General features: G+C 67.6%; 15 protein-coding genes and 1 tRNA gene. 10 read left to right on the top strand and 6 right to left on the bottom strand.

The window, feature by feature from the left end:
- Nucleotides 1-8: 8 nt before the first annotated feature.
- The 4 genes from secD to queA form a co-directional block, all read right to left on the bottom strand.
- Nucleotides 9-1871 carry a protein translocase subunit SecD gene (gene secD, locus KRX52_RS13730; protein WP_217682281.1) on the bottom strand — a complete coding sequence of 621 codons (1863 nt, stop codon included), beginning with the start codon at nucleotides 1869-1871 and terminating at the stop codon, nucleotides 9-11.
- A gap of 62 nt (nucleotides 1872-1933) precedes the next feature.
- Nucleotides 1934-2263 carry a preprotein translocase subunit YajC gene (yajC, locus tag KRX52_RS13725; protein WP_217682280.1) on the bottom strand — a complete coding sequence of 110 codons (330 nt, stop codon included), beginning with the start codon at nucleotides 2261-2263 and terminating at the stop codon, nucleotides 1934-1936.
- A gap of 39 nt (nucleotides 2264-2302) precedes the next feature.
- Nucleotides 2303-3418, bottom strand: a complete 1116-nt coding sequence (gene tgt, locus KRX52_RS13720) for a tRNA guanosine(34) transglycosylase Tgt (protein WP_217682431.1) — start codon at nucleotides 3416-3418, stop codon at nucleotides 2303-2305.
- A gap of 5 nt (nucleotides 3419-3423) precedes the next feature.
- Entirely contained in the window at nucleotides 3424-4479 is a 1056-nt protein-coding gene (gene queA / locus KRX52_RS13715) for a tRNA preQ1(34) S-adenosylmethionine ribosyltransferase-isomerase QueA (RefSeq protein ID WP_217682279.1), read from the bottom strand.
- 271 nt (nucleotides 4480-4750) lie between these two features.
- On the opposite strand from queA, the gene KRX52_RS13710 reads away from it, so the two are divergent.
- From KRX52_RS13710 to KRX52_RS13690, 5 genes are all read left to right on the top strand, one after another.
- A complete protein-coding gene (locus KRX52_RS13710; protein ID WP_217682278.1) occupies nucleotides 4751-5938 on the top strand; it encodes an acetate kinase in 1188 nt (395 codons plus the stop codon).
- 137 nt (nucleotides 5939-6075) lie between these two features.
- The gene (gene pta / locus KRX52_RS13705; protein WP_217682277.1) at nucleotides 6076-8205 is read left to right on the top strand and encodes a phosphate acetyltransferase; all 2130 of its coding nucleotides are present in this window, start codon (nucleotides 6076-6078) and stop codon (nucleotides 8203-8205) included.
- Nucleotides 8206-8305: 100 nt separating this feature from the next.
- A tRNA-Leu gene (locus KRX52_RS13700) sits at nucleotides 8306-8392 on the top strand.
- Nucleotides 8393-8465: 73 nt separating this feature from the next.
- Entirely contained in the window at nucleotides 8466-8960 is a 495-nt protein-coding gene (locus tag KRX52_RS13695) for an RDD family protein (RefSeq protein WP_217682276.1), read from the top strand.
- 102 nt (nucleotides 8961-9062) lie between these two features.
- The gene (locus KRX52_RS13690; protein ID WP_217682275.1) at nucleotides 9063-10478 is read left to right on the top strand and encodes a hypothetical protein; all 1416 of its coding nucleotides are present in this window, start codon (nucleotides 9063-9065) and stop codon (nucleotides 10476-10478) included.
- A gap of 44 nt (nucleotides 10479-10522) precedes the next feature.
- Here the strand turns inward: KRX52_RS13690 and lptG are convergent, their stop codons facing one another.
- Nucleotides 10523-11584 (bottom strand): LPS export ABC transporter permease LptG, encoded by a 1062-nt coding sequence (lptG, locus tag KRX52_RS13685; protein ID WP_217682274.1) that lies wholly within the window; start codon nucleotides 11582-11584, stop codon nucleotides 10523-10525.
- On the bottom strand, nucleotides 11571-12698 hold the full coding sequence (gene lptF / locus KRX52_RS13680; RefSeq protein ID WP_217682273.1) for an LPS export ABC transporter permease LptF: 1128 nt from the start codon (nucleotides 12696-12698) through the stop codon (nucleotides 11571-11573). Before lptF ends, lptG begins: the two co-directional genes overlap by 14 nt.
- A 150-nt stretch (nucleotides 12699-12848) precedes the next feature.
- Between lptF and KRX52_RS13675 the strand changes: the two genes are divergently transcribed.
- The 5 genes from KRX52_RS13675 (at nucleotide 12849) to nhaD (ending at nucleotide 19735) form a co-directional block, all read left to right on the top strand.
- Nucleotides 12849-14336, top strand: coding sequence for a leucyl aminopeptidase (locus KRX52_RS13675; RefSeq protein WP_217682272.1), 1488 nt, complete (start codon nucleotides 12849-12851; stop codon nucleotides 14334-14336).
- A 40-nt stretch (nucleotides 14337-14376) separates the two neighbouring features.
- The gene (locus tag KRX52_RS13670) at nucleotides 14377-14796 is read left to right on the top strand and encodes a DNA polymerase III subunit chi (RefSeq protein WP_217682271.1); all 420 of its coding nucleotides are present in this window, start codon (nucleotides 14377-14379) and stop codon (nucleotides 14794-14796) included.
- A gap of 14 nt (nucleotides 14797-14810) precedes the next feature.
- Nucleotides 14811-15176 carry a DNA polymerase III subunit chi gene (locus KRX52_RS13665; protein ID WP_217682270.1) on the top strand — a complete coding sequence of 122 codons (366 nt, stop codon included), beginning with the start codon at nucleotides 14811-14813 and terminating at the stop codon, nucleotides 15174-15176.
- A 202-nt stretch (nucleotides 15177-15378) separates the two neighbouring features.
- Complete coding sequence (locus KRX52_RS13660) at nucleotides 15379-18210, top strand: valine--tRNA ligase (RefSeq protein WP_217682269.1); 2832 nt, start codon at nucleotides 15379-15381, stop codon at nucleotides 18208-18210.
- Nucleotides 18211-18367: 157 nt separating this feature from the next.
- On the top strand, nucleotides 18368-19735 hold the full coding sequence (gene nhaD / locus KRX52_RS13655; RefSeq protein WP_217682268.1) for a sodium:proton antiporter NhaD: 1368 nt from the start codon (nucleotides 18368-18370) through the stop codon (nucleotides 19733-19735).
- Nucleotides 19736-19742: the final 7 nt, after the last annotated feature.

Here is a 19742-nt window from a genome sequence, read left to right as displayed (position 1 = left end):
CGCAGTCCTCAGATCCACAACTTTTTGACGTTGCGGCCGCCATAAATCAGGTTGACCATGCCGCGGGTCACGTAGATCGCGGTGAACATGGAGGTGGCGATACCCAACGACATGGTCACGGCGAAGCCCTTGATCGGGCCGGTGCCCATGGCGAACAGGATGGCGCCGACCAGCAGGGTGGTCAGGTTGCCGTCGAGGATCGCCGAGAAGGCACGGTCGAAACCTTCGTGGATGGCGCGCTGGATGGCCATGCCGTTGGCGATTTCCTCACGGATCCGCGAGAAGATCAGCACGTTGGCGTCCACCGCCATGCCCATGGTCAGCACGATGCCGGCGATGCCCGGCAGGGTCAGGGTGGCGCCGAGCAGCGACATCACCGCCACCAGCAACACCATGTTGAGGCCCAACGCGATGATCGCCAGGATGCCGAAGAACTTGTAGATCGCCAGAATGAACAGGCCGACGAACAGGAAGCCCCACAGCGAAGCCTGGATGCCCAGGTCGATGTTCTCGGCACCCAGGCTCGGACCGATGGTGCGCTCCTCGGCGAAATACATCGGCGCCGCCAGACCGCCGGCGCGCAGCAGCAGGGCCAGTTCGGAAGACTCGCCCGGACCGTCGAGGCCAGTGATGCGGAAGCTGTTGCCCAGCGGCGACTGGATGGTCGCCAGGCTGATCACGCGCTTCTCTTCCTTGAAGGCGGAAACCGCGACTTCCTTCTCCACGCCGTCGACCATCTGCTTGGTGTAGCGGGTTACCGGCTTCTGCTCGATGAACACCACCGCCATGCTGCGGCCGACGTTGTTGCGGGTAGCGCGGTTCATCAGCTCGCCGCCGTGGCCGTCGAGACGGATGTTGACCTGCGGCCGGGCGTTCTCGTCGAAGCTGGCCTGGGCGTCGGTCACCTGGTCGCCGGTGATGATCACCCCACGCTCCAGCGCCACCGGCGGACGGCCTTCCTCGCGGAACTCGAAGGATTCGGTGGTGGCGCGCGAGGCATCCGCCTCGGCGGCCAGGCGGAACTCGAGGTTGGCGGTCTTGCCGAGGATGCGTTTGGCTTCGGCGGTGTCCTGCACGCCCGGCAGCTCGACCACGATGCGGTTGGCACCCTGGCGCTGCACCAGCGGCTCGGCGACGCCCAGCTCGTTGACCCGGTTCCGCACGGTGGTCAGGTTCTGCTTGATCGAGTACTCGCGGATTTCCGCCAGCTTGGCCGGGGTCAGCGCCAGACGCAGCACCTGCAGGCCGTTACGCTCGCTGCGCTCCTGGGCGAAATCGGGGAAGTCCTTGCGGATCAGGCCCGCAACCTTGTCCAGCGACTCGGCGTCGCTGAAGCCGAGCTGGATGGCGCCGTCCTGCTGCGGCAGCGAGCGATAACGCAGGCGCTCCTTGCGCAGCAGACTCTTCACTTCGCCCTCGTAGACCTTCATGCGCGCACCGACGGCCTTGTCCATGTCCACTTCGAGGAGGAAGTGCACCCCCCCGGAGAGGTCCAGACCCAGTTTCATCGGGCTGGCGCCCAGGCTGCGCAGCCAGTCGGGCGTGGTCGGCGCCAGGTTCAGCGCCACCACGTAGTCGTCGCCGAGGGCGCGGCGTACCACGTCCTTGGCCGGCAGCTGATCTTCCTGACGGGTCAGGCGCAGCAGCGCGCTCTTCTCGCCGAGGCTCGCTCCCTTGACCGCGATGCCGGCATCCTTGAGCGCCTGACTGACGCGCTCGACATCGGCCTGCTCGACCTTCAGCGCGGTACTGGCACCGCTGAGCTGGATGGCCGGATCGTCGGGATAGAGGTTGGGCGCGGAATAGATGAAGCCGATCCCGAGTACCACGAGGATCAGCAGATATTTCCACAGGGGATATTTGTTGAGCATGATGCAGCCCGTTCAGAAATCAGGGCGCATTGCGCGCCCTGACGGTAGAGAAGTATGGGAACTCAGATCGCTTTCAGCGTGCCCTTGGGCAGCACGGCGGCGATGGCCATCTTCTGGATCTTCAGCTCGACGGTGTCGGACGCCTCGATCACCACGAAATCGTCGGTCACCTTGACCACCTTGCCGGCGATGCCGCCGGAGGTCACCACTTCGTCGCCCTTCTGCAGGCTGCCGAGCAGGTTCTTGTGCTCCTTGGCGCGCTTGGCCTGCGGACGCCAGATCATCAGATAGAACACGACCACGAAGCCGACGAGCATCAGAATGCTCATGATGTCGTTACCCGGAGCGGCAGCCGGGCCAGCGGCGTGGGCGGCGGGAATCAGAAAACTCATGTACTACTCCTGTTACAAGATCCTGGAAGAAGACCGGACTCAGTCCAGCGGCGGCACCGGCAGACCGCGCCGTGCGTAGAAGTCGGCGACAAAGGCGGGCAATGTACCCTGCCCGATGGCATCGCGTAAACCGGCCATCAGGCGCTGATAATGTCGCAAGTTGTGAATGGTATTGAGCATGCTGCCCAGCATTTCGCCGCACTTGTCCAGATGGTGCAGATAGGCGCGCGAGAAATTGCGACAGGTGTAGCAGTCGCAGGCCGGATCGAGCGGCGAATCGTCCTGCTTGTGCACCGCGTTGCGGATCTTGATCACCCCGCTGTCGGTGAACAGGTGGCCGTTGCGCGCATTGCGCGTCGGCATCACGCAGTCGAACATGTCGATGCCGCGGCGCACGCCCTCGACCAGGTCCTCCGGCTTGCCGACGCCCATCAGGTAGCGCGGCTTGTCCGCCGGCAGGTGCGGCGGCAGGAAGTCGAGGATGCGGATCATGTCCTCCTTGGGCTCGCCCACCGACAGGCCGCCGATGGCCAAACCATCGAAGCCGATCTCCAGCAGGCCTTCCAGCGAACGCAGGCGCAGCTCCTCGTGCATGCCGCCCTGGACGATGCCGAACAGCGCCGAGGGATTGCCTTCATGGGCGATCTTCGAGCGTTTGGCCCAGCGCTGCGACAGCTCCATCGAACGCCTGGCGGTGTCGAAGTCGGCCGGATACGGGGTGCACTCGTCGAAGATCATCACGATGTCCGAGCCGAGGTCGCGCTGCACCTGCATCGACTCCTCGGGGCCCATGAACACCTTGGCGCCGTCCACCGGCGAGGCGAAGTACACGCCCTCCTCCTTGATCTTGCGCATGGCGCCGAGGCTGAACACCTGGAAGCCGCCGGAGTCGGTGAGGATCGGCCCCTGCCACTGCATGAAGTCGTGCAGGTCGCCGTGCTTCTTGATCACCTCGGTACCCGGGCGCAGCCACAGGTGGAAGGTGTTGCCGAGGATGATCTGCGCACCGATGGCCTCGATGTCGCGCGGCAGCATGCCCTTGACCGTGCCGTAGGTGCCCACCGGCATGAACGCCGGGGTCTCGACCACACCGCGGGGGAAGGTCAGGCGGCCGCGACGGGCCTTGCCGTCGGTGGCCAGCAGCTCGAAGGACATGTGACTCATGGGGTTTCCTCGGGGCCGCGCGGGGCGGGATTGCGGGTGATGAACATGGCGTCGCCGTAGCTGAAGAAGCGATAGCTCTCGGCCACCGCGACGCGGTAGGCCGCCATCGTCTCCGGATAGCCGGCAAAGGCGGCGACCAGCATCAGCAGGGTGGACTCGGACAGGTGGAAGTTGGTGACCAGGGCATCGACCACGTGGAACGGCCGCCCCGGATAGAGAAAAATGTCGGTGTCGCCGGAAAAGGCCTTGAGCACGCCATCGCGCGCTGCGCTCTCCAGCGAGCGCACGCTGGTGGTGCCGACCGCGATCACCCGGCCGCCCGCCGCCTTGCAGGCCGCCACCGCATCGACCACGTCCTGGCCGACCTCCAGCCACTCGCTGTGCATGTGGTGGTCTTCGAGACGCTCGACGCGCACCGGCTGGAAGGTGCCGGCACCGACGTGCAGGGTGACGAAGGCGGTGTCCACGCCCTTGGCGCGAATCGCCGCCAGCAGCGCGTCGTCGAAGTGCAACCCGGCGGTGGGCGCCGCCACCGCGCCGGCCTTGTCGCGGTCGGAGTAGACGGTCTGGTAGCGCTCGCGGTCGGCGGCCTCGTCGGGGCGGTCGATGTACGGCGGCAGCGGCATGTGGCCGACGCGCTCAAGCAACGCCAGCACCGGTTCGCTGAAGCGCAGCTCGAACAGCGCGTCGTGGCGCGCCAGCATCTCGGCCGTACCGCCGCCGTCGATGAGGATCTGCGTACCCGGCTTGGGCGACTTGCTGGCGCGCACATGGGCCAGCACGCGCCGCTCGTCGAGCACCCGCTCGACGAGGATCTCCAGCTTGCCGCCGGAGGCCTTGTGGCCGAACAGCCGCGCCGGGATCACCCGGGTGTTGTTGAACACCATCAGGTCGCCGGGGCGCAGGTATTCCAGCAGGTCGGGGAACTGGCGATGGCTCAGTGCGCCCGTCGGACCGTCCAGCACCAGCAGGCGACTGGCACGCCGCGCGGCCAGGGGATGGCGGGCGATCAGCTGATCGGGAAGCTCGAATTGGAAGTCTGCAACACGCATGAACAGGGCTCTCGAAGGGCCGCACAGCTTACCGGAAAGCCGGCGCAGTCGCCACGCGGCGGCTCCCGGCGCGCCACAAGACCCTGCACTATCGAGGGCCTTGATTCGACTAAAGAAGAACGGCGTCCCCTCCATCCCGCGTGTCAGGATAGGTCCATCCCTGATTAGTCCATGTTCCACAAGAACGCCGGGCGCCACGACCACAAAAATTCATTTGAGGTGGCCATCGTGCGAGGTGGTCATTCTCGACGACAAGATTTCAGGAGCCCCAATGTCCGCCCGCAACATTCTGGTGATCAACTGCGGTAGCTCGTCCATCAAGTTCGCCCTGGTGAACGAAGCGCAGAGCAGCTTCCCCCTGCAAGGCCTGGCCGAGCGCCTCGGCAGCCCGGAAGCCGTCATCCACTTCGAGACCGCCTCCGGCAAGGAAAGCGTGCACGTTGCGGATGCCGACCACCAGGCGGCCCTCGCCCAGATCCTGCCGCGCGTCGAGGACGCCGCCGGCGGCCACCTGGACGGCATCGGCCACCGCGTGGTGCATGGCGGCGAGAACTTCTTCGCTTCCTCCCTGCTCAACGAAGAAACCCTGGCTGGCATCGAGGCCAACATCCAGCTCGCCCCGCTGCACAACCCGGCCAACCTGAGCGGCATCCACGCCGCGATGTCCCTGTTCCCGACCCTGCCGCAGGTCGGCGTCTTCGACACCGCCTTCCACCAGAGCATGCCGGATCGCGCCTACCGCTACGCCGTGCCGGACTTCCTGTACAAGGAACACGGCGTGCGCCGCTACGGCTTCCACGGCACCAGCCACCGCTATGTCAGCAAGCGCGCGGCCGAGATGGCCGGCGTGCCGGTCGAGAACAGCAGCTGGCTGGTCGCCCACCTGGGCAACGGCTGCTCCACCTGCGCCGTGGTCAACGGCGAAAGCCGCGACACCAGCATGGGCCTGACTCCGCTGGAAGGTCTGGTGATGGGCACCCGCAGCGGCGACGTCGACCCCAGCCTGCACAACTTCCTGCACAACAGCCTGGGCTGGGATCTGGCCAAGATCGACGCCATGCTCAACAAGGAAAGCGGCCTGAAGGGCCTGTCCGGCCTGTCCAACGACATGCGCACCCTGTCCGAAGCCCGCCTGGCCGGCCATCCGGGCGCCGTGCTGGCCTTCGAGGTGTTCTGCTACCGCCTGGCCAAGTCGCTGGCCGGCATGGCCTGCGCCCTCGAGCAACTTGACGGCCTGGTGTTCACCGGCGGCATCGGCGAGAACTCCGCCGCCGTGCGCGAGCGCACCCTGGACCACCTGAAGCTGTTCGGCTTCAAGCTCGACGGCGAAGCCAACGCCCGCTGCACCCGCGGCGTGGCCGGCGAAATCCAGAGCGCGGGCAGCCCGCGCGTGATGGTGGTACCGACCAACGAGGAGCGCCAGATCGCTCTGGACGTCCTCGCCCTGCTCGACGCCTGACCGAAACCCGCGCCGGCGGGGAGCGTCTGCGTACCGAAACCCGACCGCCTTGCCGGCGTCGGGTTTCGCCTTGTTCGCCCCCGACCTGCGGCCCACGCTTACTGCTGTCTGAGCCCCCCGCTCCTGAAGGAGACCTCATGCATACTCTGTTCCTCGCCCCCACCGGTTTCGGCGTCGGCCTCAACTCCGTCAGCCTCGGCCTGATTCGCGCCCTCGAGCAGGCTGGCCTGAAGGTCGGCTTCTTCAAGCCGATCGCCCAACCCTTCCCGGTCGATCAGGGCCGCGAGCGCTCCTGCCTGCTCGCCGAACGCGCCCTGGGCCAGCACACGCCCGAGCCGCTGTCGCTGCAGCAGGTGGAACGCCAGCTGGCCGACGGCGAAGTCGACCTGATGCTGGAAGACGTGGTCAGCCGCTACCAGCAGGCCGCCGCCGGCAAGGACGTGGTGATCGTCGAGGGCATGGTGCCGACCCGCGAGTCGGATTATGCCGCGCGCATCAACCCCCTGCTGTGCAAGAGCCTGGACGCCGAGATCATCCTGATCGCCGCCCAGGGCAGCGACAGCCTCAAGCAGATGGCCGAGCGCATCGAGATCCAGGCCCAGCTGTTCGGCGGCGCCAAGGACCCCAAAGTACTCGGCGCGGTCATCAACAAGATCAACAGCGAGGACGGCGCGCCGGCCTTCATCGAGCGCCTCAAGGCGCAGCTGCCGGTGCTGGGCAGCAGCGACTTCCAGCTGCTCGGCGCGATTCCCTTCGCCGCCGAACTCAACGCCCTGCGCACCCGCGACATCACCGAGCTGCTCGGCGCTCAGGTGATCAACGCCGGCGAAGCCGATCAGCGCCGGGTGAACAAGATCGTCCTCTGCGCCCGCACCGTGCCCAACACCGTGCAACTGCTGCAGCCAGGCGTGCTGGTGGTGACCCCGGGCGATCGCGACGACGTCATCCTCGCCGCCTGCCTGGCTTCGCTCAACGGCATCAAGCTGGCCGGCGTGCTGCTGACCGGCGAATTCGGTCCGGACCCGCGCATCATGGAACTGTGCAAGGCAGCCCTCGATGGCGGCCTGCCGGTGATGAGCGTGACCACCGGCTCCTACGACACCGCCACCAGCCTGTTCGGCCTGAACCGGGAAACCCCGGCGGACGACATCGAGCGTGCCAGCCGCGTCACCGACTTCATCGCCCAGCACCTGCACCCGGAATACCTGCACACCCGCTGCAGCGTACCGCGCGAGCTGCGCCTGTCGCCGCCGGCCTTCCGCTACCAGCTGGTCAAGCGCGCCCAGGAAGCCAACAAGCGCATCGTCCTGCCGGAAGGCAACGAACCGCGCACCATCCGCGCCGCCGCCATCTGCCAGGAGCGCGGCATTGCCCGCTGCGTGCTGCTGGCGCGACCTGACGAAGTGGCCGCCATCGCCAGCGAGCAGGGCATCACGCTGCCGGCCGGCCTGGAGATCCTCGATCCGGACAGCATCCGCGCGCAGTACGTCGGCCCGATGGTCGAGATGCGCAAGAGCAAGGGTCTCACCCCCGAGATGGCCGACGAGCAGCTCAAGGACACCGTGGTGCTCGGCACCATGATGCTGGCGCTCGACGAGGTCGACGGCCTGGTTTCCGGCGCCGTGCACACCACCGCCAACACCATCCGCCCGGCCCTGCAGCTGATCAAGACCGCACCGGGCTACAACCTGGTGTCCTCGGTGTTCTTCATGCTGCTGCCGGACCAGGTGCTGGTCTACGGCGACTGCGCGGTGAACCCCAACCCGAACGCCACCGAACTGGCCGAGATCGCCCTGCAGAGCGCCGAGTCCGCCGTGGCCCTCGGCGTGCACCCGCGCGTGGCGATGATCAGCTACTCCACCGGCGACTCCGGCAGTGGCGCGGAAGTGGACAAGGTGCGCGAGGCCACCCGCATCGCCCGCGAGCGCAGCCCGGGCCTGCCGATCGACGGCCCGCTGCAGTACGACGCGGCGTCCGTGCTCAGCGTCGGCAAGCAGAAGGCCCCGAACAGCCTCGTCGCCGGCCAGGCCACCGTGTTCGTGTTCCCCGACCTCAACACCGGCAACACCACCTACAAGGCGGTGCAGCGCAGCGCCTCGGTGATCAGCGTCGGCCCGATGCTGCAGGGCCTGGCCAAGCCGGTGAACGACCTGTCGCGCGGCGCCCTGGTGGACGACATCGTTTTCACCATCGCCCTCACCGCGCTGCAGGCCGCCAGCATGGCCGAGCAGAAGAAGAAGGAGCAGGGCCTGCTGATCGAGGCCTGATCCCCATTCGGCCGCCGTCGGCACAAAGTGACGGCGGCCGAAAGATGGCGCAACGGCCGATTGACCGCACCCGGCGCCATCCCTATACTCCGCGACCATTGCCTCGATGGCGGAATCGGTAGACGCAGCGGATTCAAAATCCGCCGCTGGTAACAGCGTAAGAGTTCGAGTCTCTTTCGAGGCACCAAGCAAGTGAACAAACCCGCTCAGGCGGGTTTTTTCATGCCTGTCACTTTTGCATCCGCACGAGCGAGCCCGCCATGTCCCAACACCAGCTGCGCCCGCAGGGCGACTTCCCCCCCGCCGGGCTGGTTCGCCGCCTGGCGGCGATGTTCTACGACTTCCTGCTGTGCATGGCGCTGATGATGGTAATCGCCCTGCTCTACCAGCAGGTCCTGCTGCGCCTGATCCATGGTGCCGAGCAGCTCAAGGCGCTGGCCGACGCCGGCGCCCTGGACCACGACCCGGTCCTCGCCAGCCTGCTGCTGATCGGCGTGTTCGCCTTCTTCGCCAAGTTCTGGACCCACAGCGGCCAGACGCTGGGCATGCAGGTGTGGGGGGTGCGCATCCAGAACCGGGATGGCAGCGCCATCGACCTGTGGCAGGCCCTGCTGCGCTTCTTCATCGCCATTGGCTCCTGGCTGTGCCTCGGCCTCGGCTTCCTGTGGATGCTGTGGGACAAGGACCAGCGCACCTGGCACGACCGCTACTCGGACAGCGTGGTGGTGCAGCTGCCCAAGAAGAGCAAGGGCTGAACCGCGCGGCTAGACTGCAAGCACAGGCGCCAAAGCGCCTGACATGACAACACCCGCTCATGCAGCCGAAGGCAGGCTGCCAGTCAGTCGAGAGGCGCCCGCATGCGCGCTCGCCGTCGAGGGAAGGTCCGCCCGCTGCTGGCCATGCTGGGGCTCGGCGCGCTGACCGCCTGCGCCCTGCGTGCACCGCCGCCGGCCTTCGATTGCACGACGTCGTTTGCCGCCTTCCACGCCGCCACGGCCACCACCCGCGACGCCCAATACCACCGCCTCGACGCCTTTCCCGGCCTGCGCAGCGATCGCCTGCTGGCGGCACTCGGCCCGCAGGCCACCTCGGCCACCGCGCGCCGGCTGTGGTTGCAGGAGCTGGCGGCACGCGACCGCGAAGCCAGCGCCATCGAGCGCGGCAACCTGCCCGCGGCGCGGCGCCGCGGGCTGCCCAGCGCCGAGCAGCTGGAAAGCTGCCGGCAGCAACAGGTCGAACGCCTGGCGCGGGATCCGCAGGCCCGGCGCCAGGCCATTGCCGCCGCCCGGGTGCCCTCGGACTACCGCCGCTGGGCGCGCCTGTTCGGGCTGTATCCGCTGGCCAGGCCCGCCTACCGGCGGGCCATCGCCGCCTGGCAACGCGAAGCCGCCGCGCAGCAGGCCCCCGCGGACAGCGCCCGCTGGCTGAGCTACCGCCCTCCCGTCAGCCACCACGCGCCCATCGCGCCGCTGCCGCATGACCCGCTCGGCCTGCCGCAGCCCGGACCGGCGCAGCTGGTCGCGCTGTTCGAGCACCACGCCCCCTGGCTACAGATTGCCCCGGACAGTGCGGCCGACCGCCTCGGCACGCCGTTCTTCGACCCCGCCGGCCAGCGCCGCTTCGACGACCGGAACGCCACGCTCTATCGCCAGCACGGCTGGAGCCGACTGGGACAGCGCTGGTACCTGCAGCTGATCTATCAGTTCTGGTTTCGCGAGCGCCCCAGCAGCCATGCCCTGGATCTCTACAGTGGCGACCTGGACGGCCTGCTCTGGCGGGTGACCCTCGACGATGGCGGCAACGCCCTGCTGTTCGATGCCATCCATCCGTGCGGTTGCTGGCACGCCTTCTTCCTGCCCGCCGACTCGCCCCTGCGCTTCCGCCAGCCGGACGGCGAGGAACAGCGCCTGGCCCGCCGTCTGGCCCTGCGCGGCGACCAGGCGGCGACCCTGTGGCTGCGCGGCGGCGACCACGCCCTGCTGTGGGTGGACGCGCGCCGCCCGTCCAGCCCGGCCGGCGGCTACCGCATGGCCGCGCTGGACGAGCTGCGCCAGCTGCCCCACCCCCAGGGCCGGCACAGCCTGTACGATCGCCGCGGACTGGTGCCGGGCACCCAGCGCCTGGAGCGCTGGCTGCTGTGGCCCTCGGGGGTGATCTCGCCCGGCGCCATGCGCCAGTGGGGGCGGCACGCCAGCGCCTTCGTCGGCCAGGCGCATTTCGACGACCCGGACCTGCTGGGGCGCTATTTCTCCCGGCCGCCGGTGCCGGAATGAACAAGGCCGGCGCATGGCCGGCCTTGATCCTGGTCTTGCCGTCGTCAGCCGGCCCGGCGTAGCAGCCAGACGCCGACCAGGCCGCAGATGCCCGCCGGCACCAGCACCGCCAGCAGCGGCGGGAAGCCGAACACCTGGCTGGAAGGGCCGAGCATGTCCTGGGCAATGCGGAAGACGAAGCCCACCAGCACCCCGGTGAACAACCGCTGACCGAGGGTCACCGAGCGCAACGGGCCGAAGATGAAGGAAATCGCCAGCAGCACCAGGGTCGCAGTCACCAGCGGCTGCAGGGCCTTGGTCCAGAACGCCAGCCAGTAGCGGCTGTTGTTCAGGCCCTGCTCGCCCAGATAATGGATGTAGCGCCACAGCCCGGTCATCGACAGCGCCTCCGGCTCGACCACCACGGTGCCGAGCAGTTGCGGCGTGAGCTCGACATCCCAGCGCTCGCTGGGCGCCGTCACCACTTCACTGTGTTCGGCATGCAGCAGCGTGGTGGCGACGTTCTCCAGCTGCCAGTACTCGCCCTGATACTGCGCGCGGCGGGCAAAGCTGGCGCTGAGCAGGCGCCGTTCGTCGTCGAAGCGATAGCGGGTCACCCCGAGCAGCACGCCGTTGGGCTGCACCGAGTTGATATGGATGAACTCCTCGCCCTGGCGATGCCACAGGCCGCGCTTGGTGGTCTGCGCCTCACCGCCGCCCTGGGCCAGCGAACGCCCGCTCTGCGCCTCGCTTTGCGTCCAGGGCACCAGGTACTCGCCGATCAGCAGGCCGACCAGCAGCAGCACCAGCAGCGGCTTCATCACCGCGCCGACGATGCGCCCCAGCGACACCCCGGCAGCCCGCATGACCGTCAGCTCGCTGCTGCTGGCCAGCGAGCCGAGGCCGACCAGGCAGCCGATCAGCGCCGCCATCGGCAGCAGCTCGTAGATCCGCGCCGGGATGGTGAAGGCGATGTAGCGTGCAGCTTCGGCCACGCCGTAACCGGCGTCGAGATCCCCCAGCTCATCGATGAAGGCAAACAGCAGCGCCAGACCGACGATGATCCCCAGCACCCCGAGGATGCTGAAGAACACGCTGGTGCCTATATAACGATCAAGCCTGACCACGAGCGGCCTCCTTCGCGACGCGGCGCGCCATCCACTTCAGCCACAGCGACTCGCGGTACATCAGCAACAGGCCGATGCCGAGGAACAGCGCGTGCACCCACCACAGGCCGAGCGCCGCCGACAGCTTGCCCTCGTCCAACTGGCCACGCATGGCGATCAGCAGCGCCAGGTAGATCATGTACAACAGGATCGCCGGCAGCAGCTTGAGGAAGCGCCCCTGGCGCGGGTTGGCGCGGGCCAGCGCCACGGCCAGCACGGTGACCACGAACACCAGCAGCGGCAGCGACAGGCGCCACTGCAACTCGGCCTGATGACGCAGGTTCTGGCTGCCGAGCAGCTGGGCGGTCGGCACCCCTTCGCGCTCGTTCAACTCGCCGGCCACTTCCGGCTTGGGCAGCAGCACCCCGTAGCGGTCGTACTGGATCGCCCGGTAGTCGGCCTGACCGGGCTTGCCGTCGTAGCGATAGCCGTTCTCCAGGATCAGGTAGCGGCTGCCGTCGGGACGGATCTCCTGGCGACCCTTTTCCGCCACCAACACGCTGATGCCGCGCTCCTTGTTGCCGCTGCGCGACAGGCGCAGCTCGGAGATGAACACCCCGCCCAGTTCGCGGCCGTCCTCGGACAGGCTCTCGGTATAGGTCACCCGCGAGCCGGTCTTCAGCTCCTGGAAACGCCCCGGTACCAAGGTGTCGAACTCGGTCAGGGCATCCTGGCTGTAGAGAATGCGCTCGACCTGGGTCACCCCCTGCGGCGCCAGCGACAGGCTCAGCCAGGCCACCAGCAGCGCCACCAGCACCGCCGGCGCCAGGGTGTAGGCCAGCAGGCGCTGGCGGCTCATGCCGGCGGCGGCCAGCACGGTCATTTCCGACTCGAGATAGAGGCGCCCGTAGGCCAGCAGGATGCCGAGGAACAGGCCCAGCGGCAGGATCAGCTGGAGGAAGCCGGGCAGGCGAAAGCCCATGATCATGAACAGCACGCCCGGATCGAGCAGTCCTTGGGCCGCCTGCGCCAGATACTTGATGAAACGCCCGCTCATGATGATCACCAGCAGCACGGCGCTCACCGCACTGAAGGTGACCAGCACTTCGCGAGCCAGATAACGAAAGATGATCAAACCAGGACTACTCCAGGGTTGTCAGGCTCGGGCCGCAACGCTCACACTAGCCGTTGACCACGCCGGCTGGCGCAGCATCGCTGCCCGCAGAATGAAAATAGGCCGGCATTATCCTGCAAAGCCGACCGTTTGTCTTGGGGACCCCCGTCCATGCAATTTCTCGTCAAGAGCGCCCGTCCGGATGCCCTGAAAACCGCCACCCTGGTGCTCGCCGTAGGCGAGGGCCGCAAGCTCGGCGCCGCCGCTCGCGCCGTCGATACGGCCAGCGAGGGCGCCCTGAGCGCGCTGCTCAAGCGCGGCGACCTGGCCGGCAAGCCGGGCCAGACCCTGCTGCTGCACAACCTGCCGGGGGTCAAGGCCGAACGCGTGCTGCTGGTCGGTTGCGGCAAGGAGCGCGAACTCTCCGACCGCAACTACCGCAAGGTAGTTTCCGCCGTCCTCGCCGTACTCAAGAATCTGGGCGGCAGCGACGCCGCGCTCACCCTGGGCGAGCTGATGGTGCAGGGCCGCGACCTGTATGCACGCACCCGCCTGCTGGTGGAAGTGCTGGCCGACGGCCGCTACCTGTTCGACCGCTTCAAGAGCGAGAAGGCCGAGGCGCCGGCGCTGAAGAAGATCACCCTGCTGGTCGAGGAGACCGAGGTCGCCGAAACCGAGCGCGGCGCCGCCCACGGCCAGGCCATCGCCAACGGCATGGCGCTGACCCGCAACCTCGGCAACCTGCCGCCGAACCTGTGCCACCCGAGCTTCCTCGCCGAGGAGGCCAAGGCGCTGGCCAAGCAGTCGAAGAACCTCAAGGTCGAGGTGCTCGACGAGAAGAAGCTCAAGGAACTGGGCATGGGCGCCTTCCTGGCCGTGGCCCAGGGCAGCGACCAGCCGCCGCGGCTGATCGTGCTCAACTACCAGGGCGGCAAGAAGGACGAGCAACCCTTTGCCCTGGTCGGCAAGGGCATCACCTTCGACACCGGCGGCATCAGCCTCAAGCCGGGTGCCGGCATGGACGAGATGAAGTACGACATGTGCGGCGCCGCCAGCGTGCTCGGCACCTTCCGCGCCCTGGTCGAGTTGCAGTTGCCGATCAACGTGGTGGGCCTGCTGGCCTGCGCCGAGAACATGCCCAGCGGCGGCGCCACCCGTCCGGGCGACATCGTCACCACCATGAGCGGGCAGACCGTGGAGATCCTCAACACCGACGCCGAAGGCCGTCTGGTGCTGTGCGACACCCTGACCTACGCCGAACGCTTCAAGCCGCAGGCGGTGATCGACATCGCCACCCTCACCGGCGCCTGCATCGTCGCCCTCGGCAGCCACACTTCCGGCCTGCTCGGCAACCACGACGCGCTGATCAAGCAGATCCTCAAGGCTGGCGAGGCGGCCTCCGACCGCGCCTGGCAGCTGCCGCTGTTCGACGAGTACCAGGAGCAGCTGGACAGCCCGTTCGCCGACATCGCCAACATCGGCGGGCCGAAGGCCGGCACCATCACCGCCGCCTGTTTCCTGTCGCGCTTCGCCAAGAAGCTGCACTGGGCGCACCTGGACATTGCCGGCACCGCCTGGATCAGCGGCGGCAAGGACAAGGGCGCCACCGGTCGCCCGGTGCCGCTGCTGACCCAGTACCTGCTCGACCGCTGCAAGTGAGCCGCTTCCGGCCGGCGCTCGCGCCGGCCGGAGCCCAGCGATGAAGCGCATCGACTTCTACATCCTCCCCGATAGCGACGCAGCCACGCGGCTGACCTACGCCTGCCGCCTGGCCGCCAAGGCCTGGCGCGAGGGGCACCGCATCTACCTGCACTGCCAGGACCAGGCGCAGGCCGAGGCGCTCGATGCCCGACTGTGGAGCTTCAGCGCCGCCAGCTTCGTGCCGCACCAGCTGGCCGATGCCGGCAACGACGCCCCGCTGCTGCTGGCCTGGGGGCCGGACGCCGGCGGCGAGCAGAGCCTGCTGATCAACCTGGCCAGCAGCGTGCCGGCGTTCTTCGAGCGCTTCGCGCGCATCGCCGAAGTGGTCAACCAGGACCCGCAGACCCGCGACGCCCTGCGCACCAGTTACCGCTTCTACCGCGAACGCGGCTATGCTCCCCAACACCTGCATCTGTAACGCGCGAGCCGCCGATGGACACTCCCCCGCTTCCACCGCACCCCGCCCACCTGCCCGACTGGGCCAATGACGAACTGCCGCTGCTGACCGAGACGGTCGGCGAGCCGGGCATTCCGCTGTTGTCCGAGGTCGTGCCGACGACGCCGCGCCCTAGCGCACCGGCCAGTCCGCCAGCGCAGGCCATGGCTACGCCGCCAGCAGCCAGCCTGGCGTCCCCTCCCGCCGCCGAGCCTCTGGCGCAGATCGAGCGCGAACTGCACGCCGCCGCCCAGCTGATCATGCAGGAAGTGATCGACGACTACATGCTGCAGATCGAAGCCGAGCTGCACCGCCGTCTCGAAGAACACCTGGCCAAGGTACTCCGCGCCGGCCGGCGCTGACGACGGCATCCTGTAGGGGAGCAAACGACCGCAGGTCTTTTCCACCATCGCGGCTCGGAGGGTTGTGGAAAATCGCTGCGCGAGTTTTCCACGGAGCGGCCATTCACCCTACGCGCCCGCCGTCACCCACCCTACGCCCTGCGCCCGATCCCCGTTATACTTCGCGGTTTTCCGATCAGCTGCCGCAAGGGTCCCGCCGCGCATGGACAAGACCTACCAACCCCACGAAATCGAATCCCGCTGGTACGCCGAGTGGGAGGCGAAGAACTACTTCGCACCGCAAGGTTCCGGCGAGTCCTACACCATCGCCCTGCCGCCGCCCAACGTCACCGGCAGCCTGCACATGGGTCACGGCTTCAACAACGCGATCATGGACGCGCTGATCCGCTTCCGTCGCATGCAGGGCCGCAACACCCTGTGGCAGCCGGGCACCGACCACGCCGGCATCGCCACCCAGATGGTGGTGGAGCGTCAGCTGGCGGCGCAGAACCTGTCGCGCCACGACCTCGGCCGCGACAAGTTCCTGGAGAAGGTCTGGGAGTGGAAGGAAGAGTCCGGCGGCACCATCACCCGGCAGATCCGTCGCCTCGGCTCCTCGGTGGACTGGTCGCGCGAGCGCTTCACCATGGACGAGGGCCTCTCCGAGGCGGTCAAGGAAGCCTTCGTGCGCCTGCACGAGGACGGCCTGATCTACCGCGGCAAGCGCCTGGTCAACTGGGACACCAAGCTGCACACGGCGATTTCCGACCTCGAAGTGGAGAACCACGACGAGAAGGGCTCGCTGTGGAACCTGCGCTATCCGCTGGCCGACGGCGAGAAGACCGCCGAGGGTCTCGACTACCTGATCGTCGCCACCACCCGTCCGGAAACCATGCTCGGCGACAGCGCCGTGGCGGTGAACCCCAACGACGAGCGCTACCAGGCGCTGATCGGCAAGTTCGTCGAGCTGCCGCTGGTCGGCCGGCGCATCCCGATCATCGGCGACGACTACTGCGATCCCGAGTTCGGCACCGGCTGCGTGAAGATCACCCCGGCCCACGACTTCAACGACTACGAAGTCGGCAAGCGCCACAACCTGCCGCTGATCAACATCCTCGACAAGGACGCGGCGATCCTCGCCAGCGCCCAGGTGTTCAACCTCGACGGCAGCGTCAACGCCACGTTCGATGGCCGTCTGCCGGCGCAGTTCGCCGGCCTCGACCGCTTCGAGGCGCGCAAGCAGATCGTCGCCGCCTTCGACGCTGCCGGCCTTCTGGAGAAGATCGACGACCACGCCCTCAAGGTGCCCAAGGGCGACCGCTCCGGCACCATCATCGAGCCGTGGCTGACCGACCAGTGGTACGTCTCCACCAAGCCGCTGGCCGAGAAGGCCATTGCCGCCGTGGAAGACGGCTCCATCCAGTTCGTGCCCAAGCAGTACGAGAACATGTACTTCAGCTGGATGCGCGACATCCAGGACTGGTGCATCAGCCGCCAGCTGTGGTGGGGCCACCGCATCCCGGCCTGGTACGACGAGGCCGGCAACGTCTATGTCGGCCGCGACGAGGCGGAAGTGCGCGCCAAGCACAACCTCGGCGACACCGTCCTGCGCCAGGACGACGACGTGCTGGACACCTGGTTCAGCTCCGGCCTGTGGACCTTCTCGACCCTCGGCTGGCCGCAGCAGACCGAGTTCCTGAAGACCTTCCACCCCACCGACGTGCTGGTCACCGGCTTCGACATCATCTTCTTCTGGGTCGCCCGGATGATCATGATGAGCCTGCACCTGACCGGGCAGATCCCGTTCAAGACCGTCTACGTGCATGGCCTGGTGCGCGACGGCCAGGGGCAGAAGATGTCCAAGTCCAAGGGCAACGTGCTCGACCCGCTGGACATCGTCGACGGCATCGACCTGGAAACCCTGGTGGCCAAGCGCACCAGCGGCATGATGCAGCCCAAGCTCGCCGAGAAGATCGCCAAGCAGACCCGTGCCGAGTTCCCCGAGGGCATCGCCAGCTACGGCACCGACGCCCTGCGCTTCACCTTCTGCTCGCTGGCCTCCACCGGCCGCGACATCAAGTTCGACATGGGCCGCGTCGAGGGCTACCGCAACTTCTGCAACAAGCTGTGGAACGCCACCAACTTCGTGCTGGAGAACACCGACGGCAAGGACTGCGGCGCGGGCGACGAGCCCGTCGAGCTGTCGCCGGTGGACCGCTGGATCATCTCCGCCCTGCAGCGCTGCGAGCAGGACGTCACCCGCCACCTCGACCAGTTCCGCTTCGACCTGGCCGCCCAGTCGCTGTACGAGTTCGTCTGGGACGAGTACTGCGCCTGGTACCTGGAGCTGGTCAAGCCGGTGCTGTGGGACGAAACCGCTTCCGTCGAGCGCCAGCGCGGCACCCGCCGCACCCTGGTGCGCGTGCTGGAGGTCATCCTGCGCCTGGCCCACCCGTTCATGCCGTTCATCACCGAGGAAATCTGGCAGCGCATCAAGGCGCTGGCCGGCAAGTCCGGTGACACCCTGATGCTGCAGCCGTGGCCGGTGGCGGTTGACGCCAAGATCGACGCGAGCGCCGAAGGCGACATCGAGTGGGTCAAGCAGTTGATGCTCGGCGTGCGGCAGATCCGCGGCGAGATGAAGATCTCCATGGCCAAGCGCATCGACGTGGTGCTGGCCAACGCCAATGCCGACGACCAGCGCCGCCTGACCGACTTCGAGCCGCTGCTGGCCAAGCTGGCCAAGTTCGAATCGGTGCGCGTGCTGGCCACCGGCGAGGAAGCGCCACTGGCCGCCACCGCGCTGGTCGGCGACATGCAGGTGCTGGTGCCGATGGCCGGGCTGATCGACAAGGACGCCGAACTGGCGCGCCTGGACAAGGAACTGCAGCGCCTGCAAGGCGAAGTGCAGCGCGTCGGCGGCAAGCTGGCCAACGAAGGCTTCGTCGCCAAGGCGCCGGAAGCGGTGCTGGAGAAGGAACGCGCCAAGCTGGCCGAGGCCGAGCAGGCGCTGGCCAAGCTGGCCGAGCAGCGCGCCAAGATCGCCGCGCTGTAAACCGCCGCTGTCCGGCAAAAGGCCCGCTACCGCAAGGTCGCGGGCCTTTTTTTGCCCCGTCAACCGGCCGGCGCTTTTCAGCGGCGCACACCATCAGGCATGCTCCTGCGCCTGATCAAAACGACACCCTGCCTACTGACCCACCGGAAGCCCGCCCATGTACGCCTGGATGGCCCTGATCTTCGTTGTCGGCTACCTCTGCATCGCCCTCGAACATCCCCTGAAAATCGACAAGGCCGCCTCGGCCATCCTCACCGCCGTGCTGTGCTGGACCGCGCTGGTGCTGGGGGCCGACAGCATCCTGCCGGCGCTGGACAGTGCCGCGAGCACCGACGGCGACCACGGCGTGGTCGGCGAACTGCGGCACCACCTCGGCGAGATTTCCGAGATCCTGTTCTTCCTGCTCGGCGCCATGACCATCGTCGAGCTGGTCGACGCCCACGAGGGCTTTCGGGTGATCACCGACCGCATCCGCACCCGCAAACGCGTGCAGCTGCTGTGGATCATCGGCTTCATCACCTTCTTCCTCTCGGCGGTGCTGGACAACCTGACCACCACCATCGTGATGATCTCGCTGCTGCGCAAGCTGGTCGGCGACGCCCGCGAGCGCTGGTTCTACGCCGGCATCGTGGTGATCGCCGCCAACGCCGGCGGCGCCTGGTCGCCGATCGGCGACGTGACCACCACCATGCTGTGGATCGGCAACCAGATCACCACCGGCGGCATCGTTGCCGGCCTGTTCCTGCCCAGCCTGGTGTGCCTGCTGGTACCGCTGCTGACGCTGAGCTTCTTCCTGCGCGGCGAAACCGAGCGCCAGCAGGCGGTCATCACCCCCGAGGAAGGCCGCCGCGATCCCACCACCGCCTTCGAGCGTCAACTGGTGCTGGCGCTGGGCCTCGGCTCGCTGCTGTTCGTGCCGGTGTTCAAGACCGTCACCCACCTGCCGCCGTACATGGGCATCCTGCTCGGCCTCGGCGTGCTGTGGGTGGCCACCGAGGTGATCCACCGCGGCAAGAACGACGAGGACAAGCACCCGCTATCGGTGGTCGGCGTGCTGCGCAAGATCGACACCCCGAGCATCCTGTTCTTCCTCGGCATCCTGCTGGCGGTGTCCAGTCTGGCCACCGCCGGCCACCTGACCCAGGTTGCCGGTGCGCTGAAGGACAACCTCGGCAACGTCTACGCCATCAACATCGCCATCGGCCTGCTCTCCGCCGTGGTCGACAACGTGCCGCTGGTGGCTGGCGCAATGAAGATGTACCCGCTGGCCAGCGCGGCGGCGGTGACCGGCAACGAGGCCGGCTGGCTGCAGCATTTCGTCACCGACGGCACCTTCTGGGAAATGCTCGCCTACTGCGCCGGCACCGGCGGCAGCTGCCTGATCATCGGCTCGGCCGCCGGCGTCGCCGCCATGGGCATGGAGCGGATCAACTTCCTCTGGTACCTCAAGTACATCAGCGGCCTGGCCCTGCTCGGCTACCTCGGCGGCGCCGCCACCTACATCGCCCTGCGCACCCTGACCTGACGGAGCC

The organism is Geopseudomonas aromaticivorans (assembly GCF_019097855.1).
GTDB lineage: Bacteria > Pseudomonadota > Gammaproteobacteria > Pseudomonadales > Pseudomonadaceae > Geopseudomonas > Geopseudomonas aromaticivorans.
The sequence above is the reverse complement of the archived record's forward strand: the minus strand, read 5'-3'. Positions and strand labels throughout refer to the sequence as shown.

Excerpts from the sequence above, each read along its gene's own strand:
- tgt (WP_217682431.1), bottom strand. The coding sequence starts at position 3,418 with ATGTCCTTCGAGCTGCTGGCCACCGACGGCAAGGCCCGTCGCGGCCGC.
- yajC (WP_217682280.1), bottom strand. The coding sequence starts at position 2,263 with ATGAGTTTTCTGATTCCCGCCGCCCACGCCGCTGGCCCGGCTGCCGCT.
- secD (WP_217682281.1), bottom strand. The coding sequence starts at position 1,871 with ATGCTCAACAAATATCCCCTGTGGAAATATCTGCTGATCCTCGTGGTA.
- KRX52_RS13660 (WP_217682269.1), top strand. The coding sequence starts at position 15,379 with ATGGACAAGACCTACCAACCCCACGAAATCGAATCCCGCTGGTACGCC.
- KRX52_RS13695 (WP_217682276.1), top strand. The coding sequence starts at position 8,466 with ATGTCCCAACACCAGCTGCGCCCGCAGGGCGACTTCCCCCCCGCCGGG.
- KRX52_RS13690 (WP_217682275.1), top strand. The coding sequence starts at position 9,063 with ATGCGCGCTCGCCGTCGAGGGAAGGTCCGCCCGCTGCTGGCCATGCTG.
- KRX52_RS13710 (WP_217682278.1), top strand. The coding sequence starts at position 4,751 with ATGTCCGCCCGCAACATTCTGGTGATCAACTGCGGTAGCTCGTCCATC.
- KRX52_RS13670 (WP_217682271.1), top strand. The coding sequence starts at position 14,377 with ATGAAGCGCATCGACTTCTACATCCTCCCCGATAGCGACGCAGCCACG.
- KRX52_RS13675 (WP_217682272.1), top strand. The coding sequence starts at position 12,849 with ATGCAATTTCTCGTCAAGAGCGCCCGTCCGGATGCCCTGAAAACCGCC.
- nhaD (WP_217682268.1), top strand. The coding sequence starts at position 18,368 with ATGTACGCCTGGATGGCCCTGATCTTCGTTGTCGGCTACCTCTGCATC.
- KRX52_RS13665 (WP_217682270.1), top strand. The coding sequence starts at position 14,811 with ATGGACACTCCCCCGCTTCCACCGCACCCCGCCCACCTGCCCGACTGG.
- pta (WP_217682277.1), top strand. The coding sequence starts at position 6,076 with ATGCATACTCTGTTCCTCGCCCCCACCGGTTTCGGCGTCGGCCTCAAC.
- queA (WP_217682279.1), bottom strand. The coding sequence starts at position 4,479 with ATGCGTGTTGCAGACTTCCAATTCGAGCTTCCCGATCAGCTGATCGCC.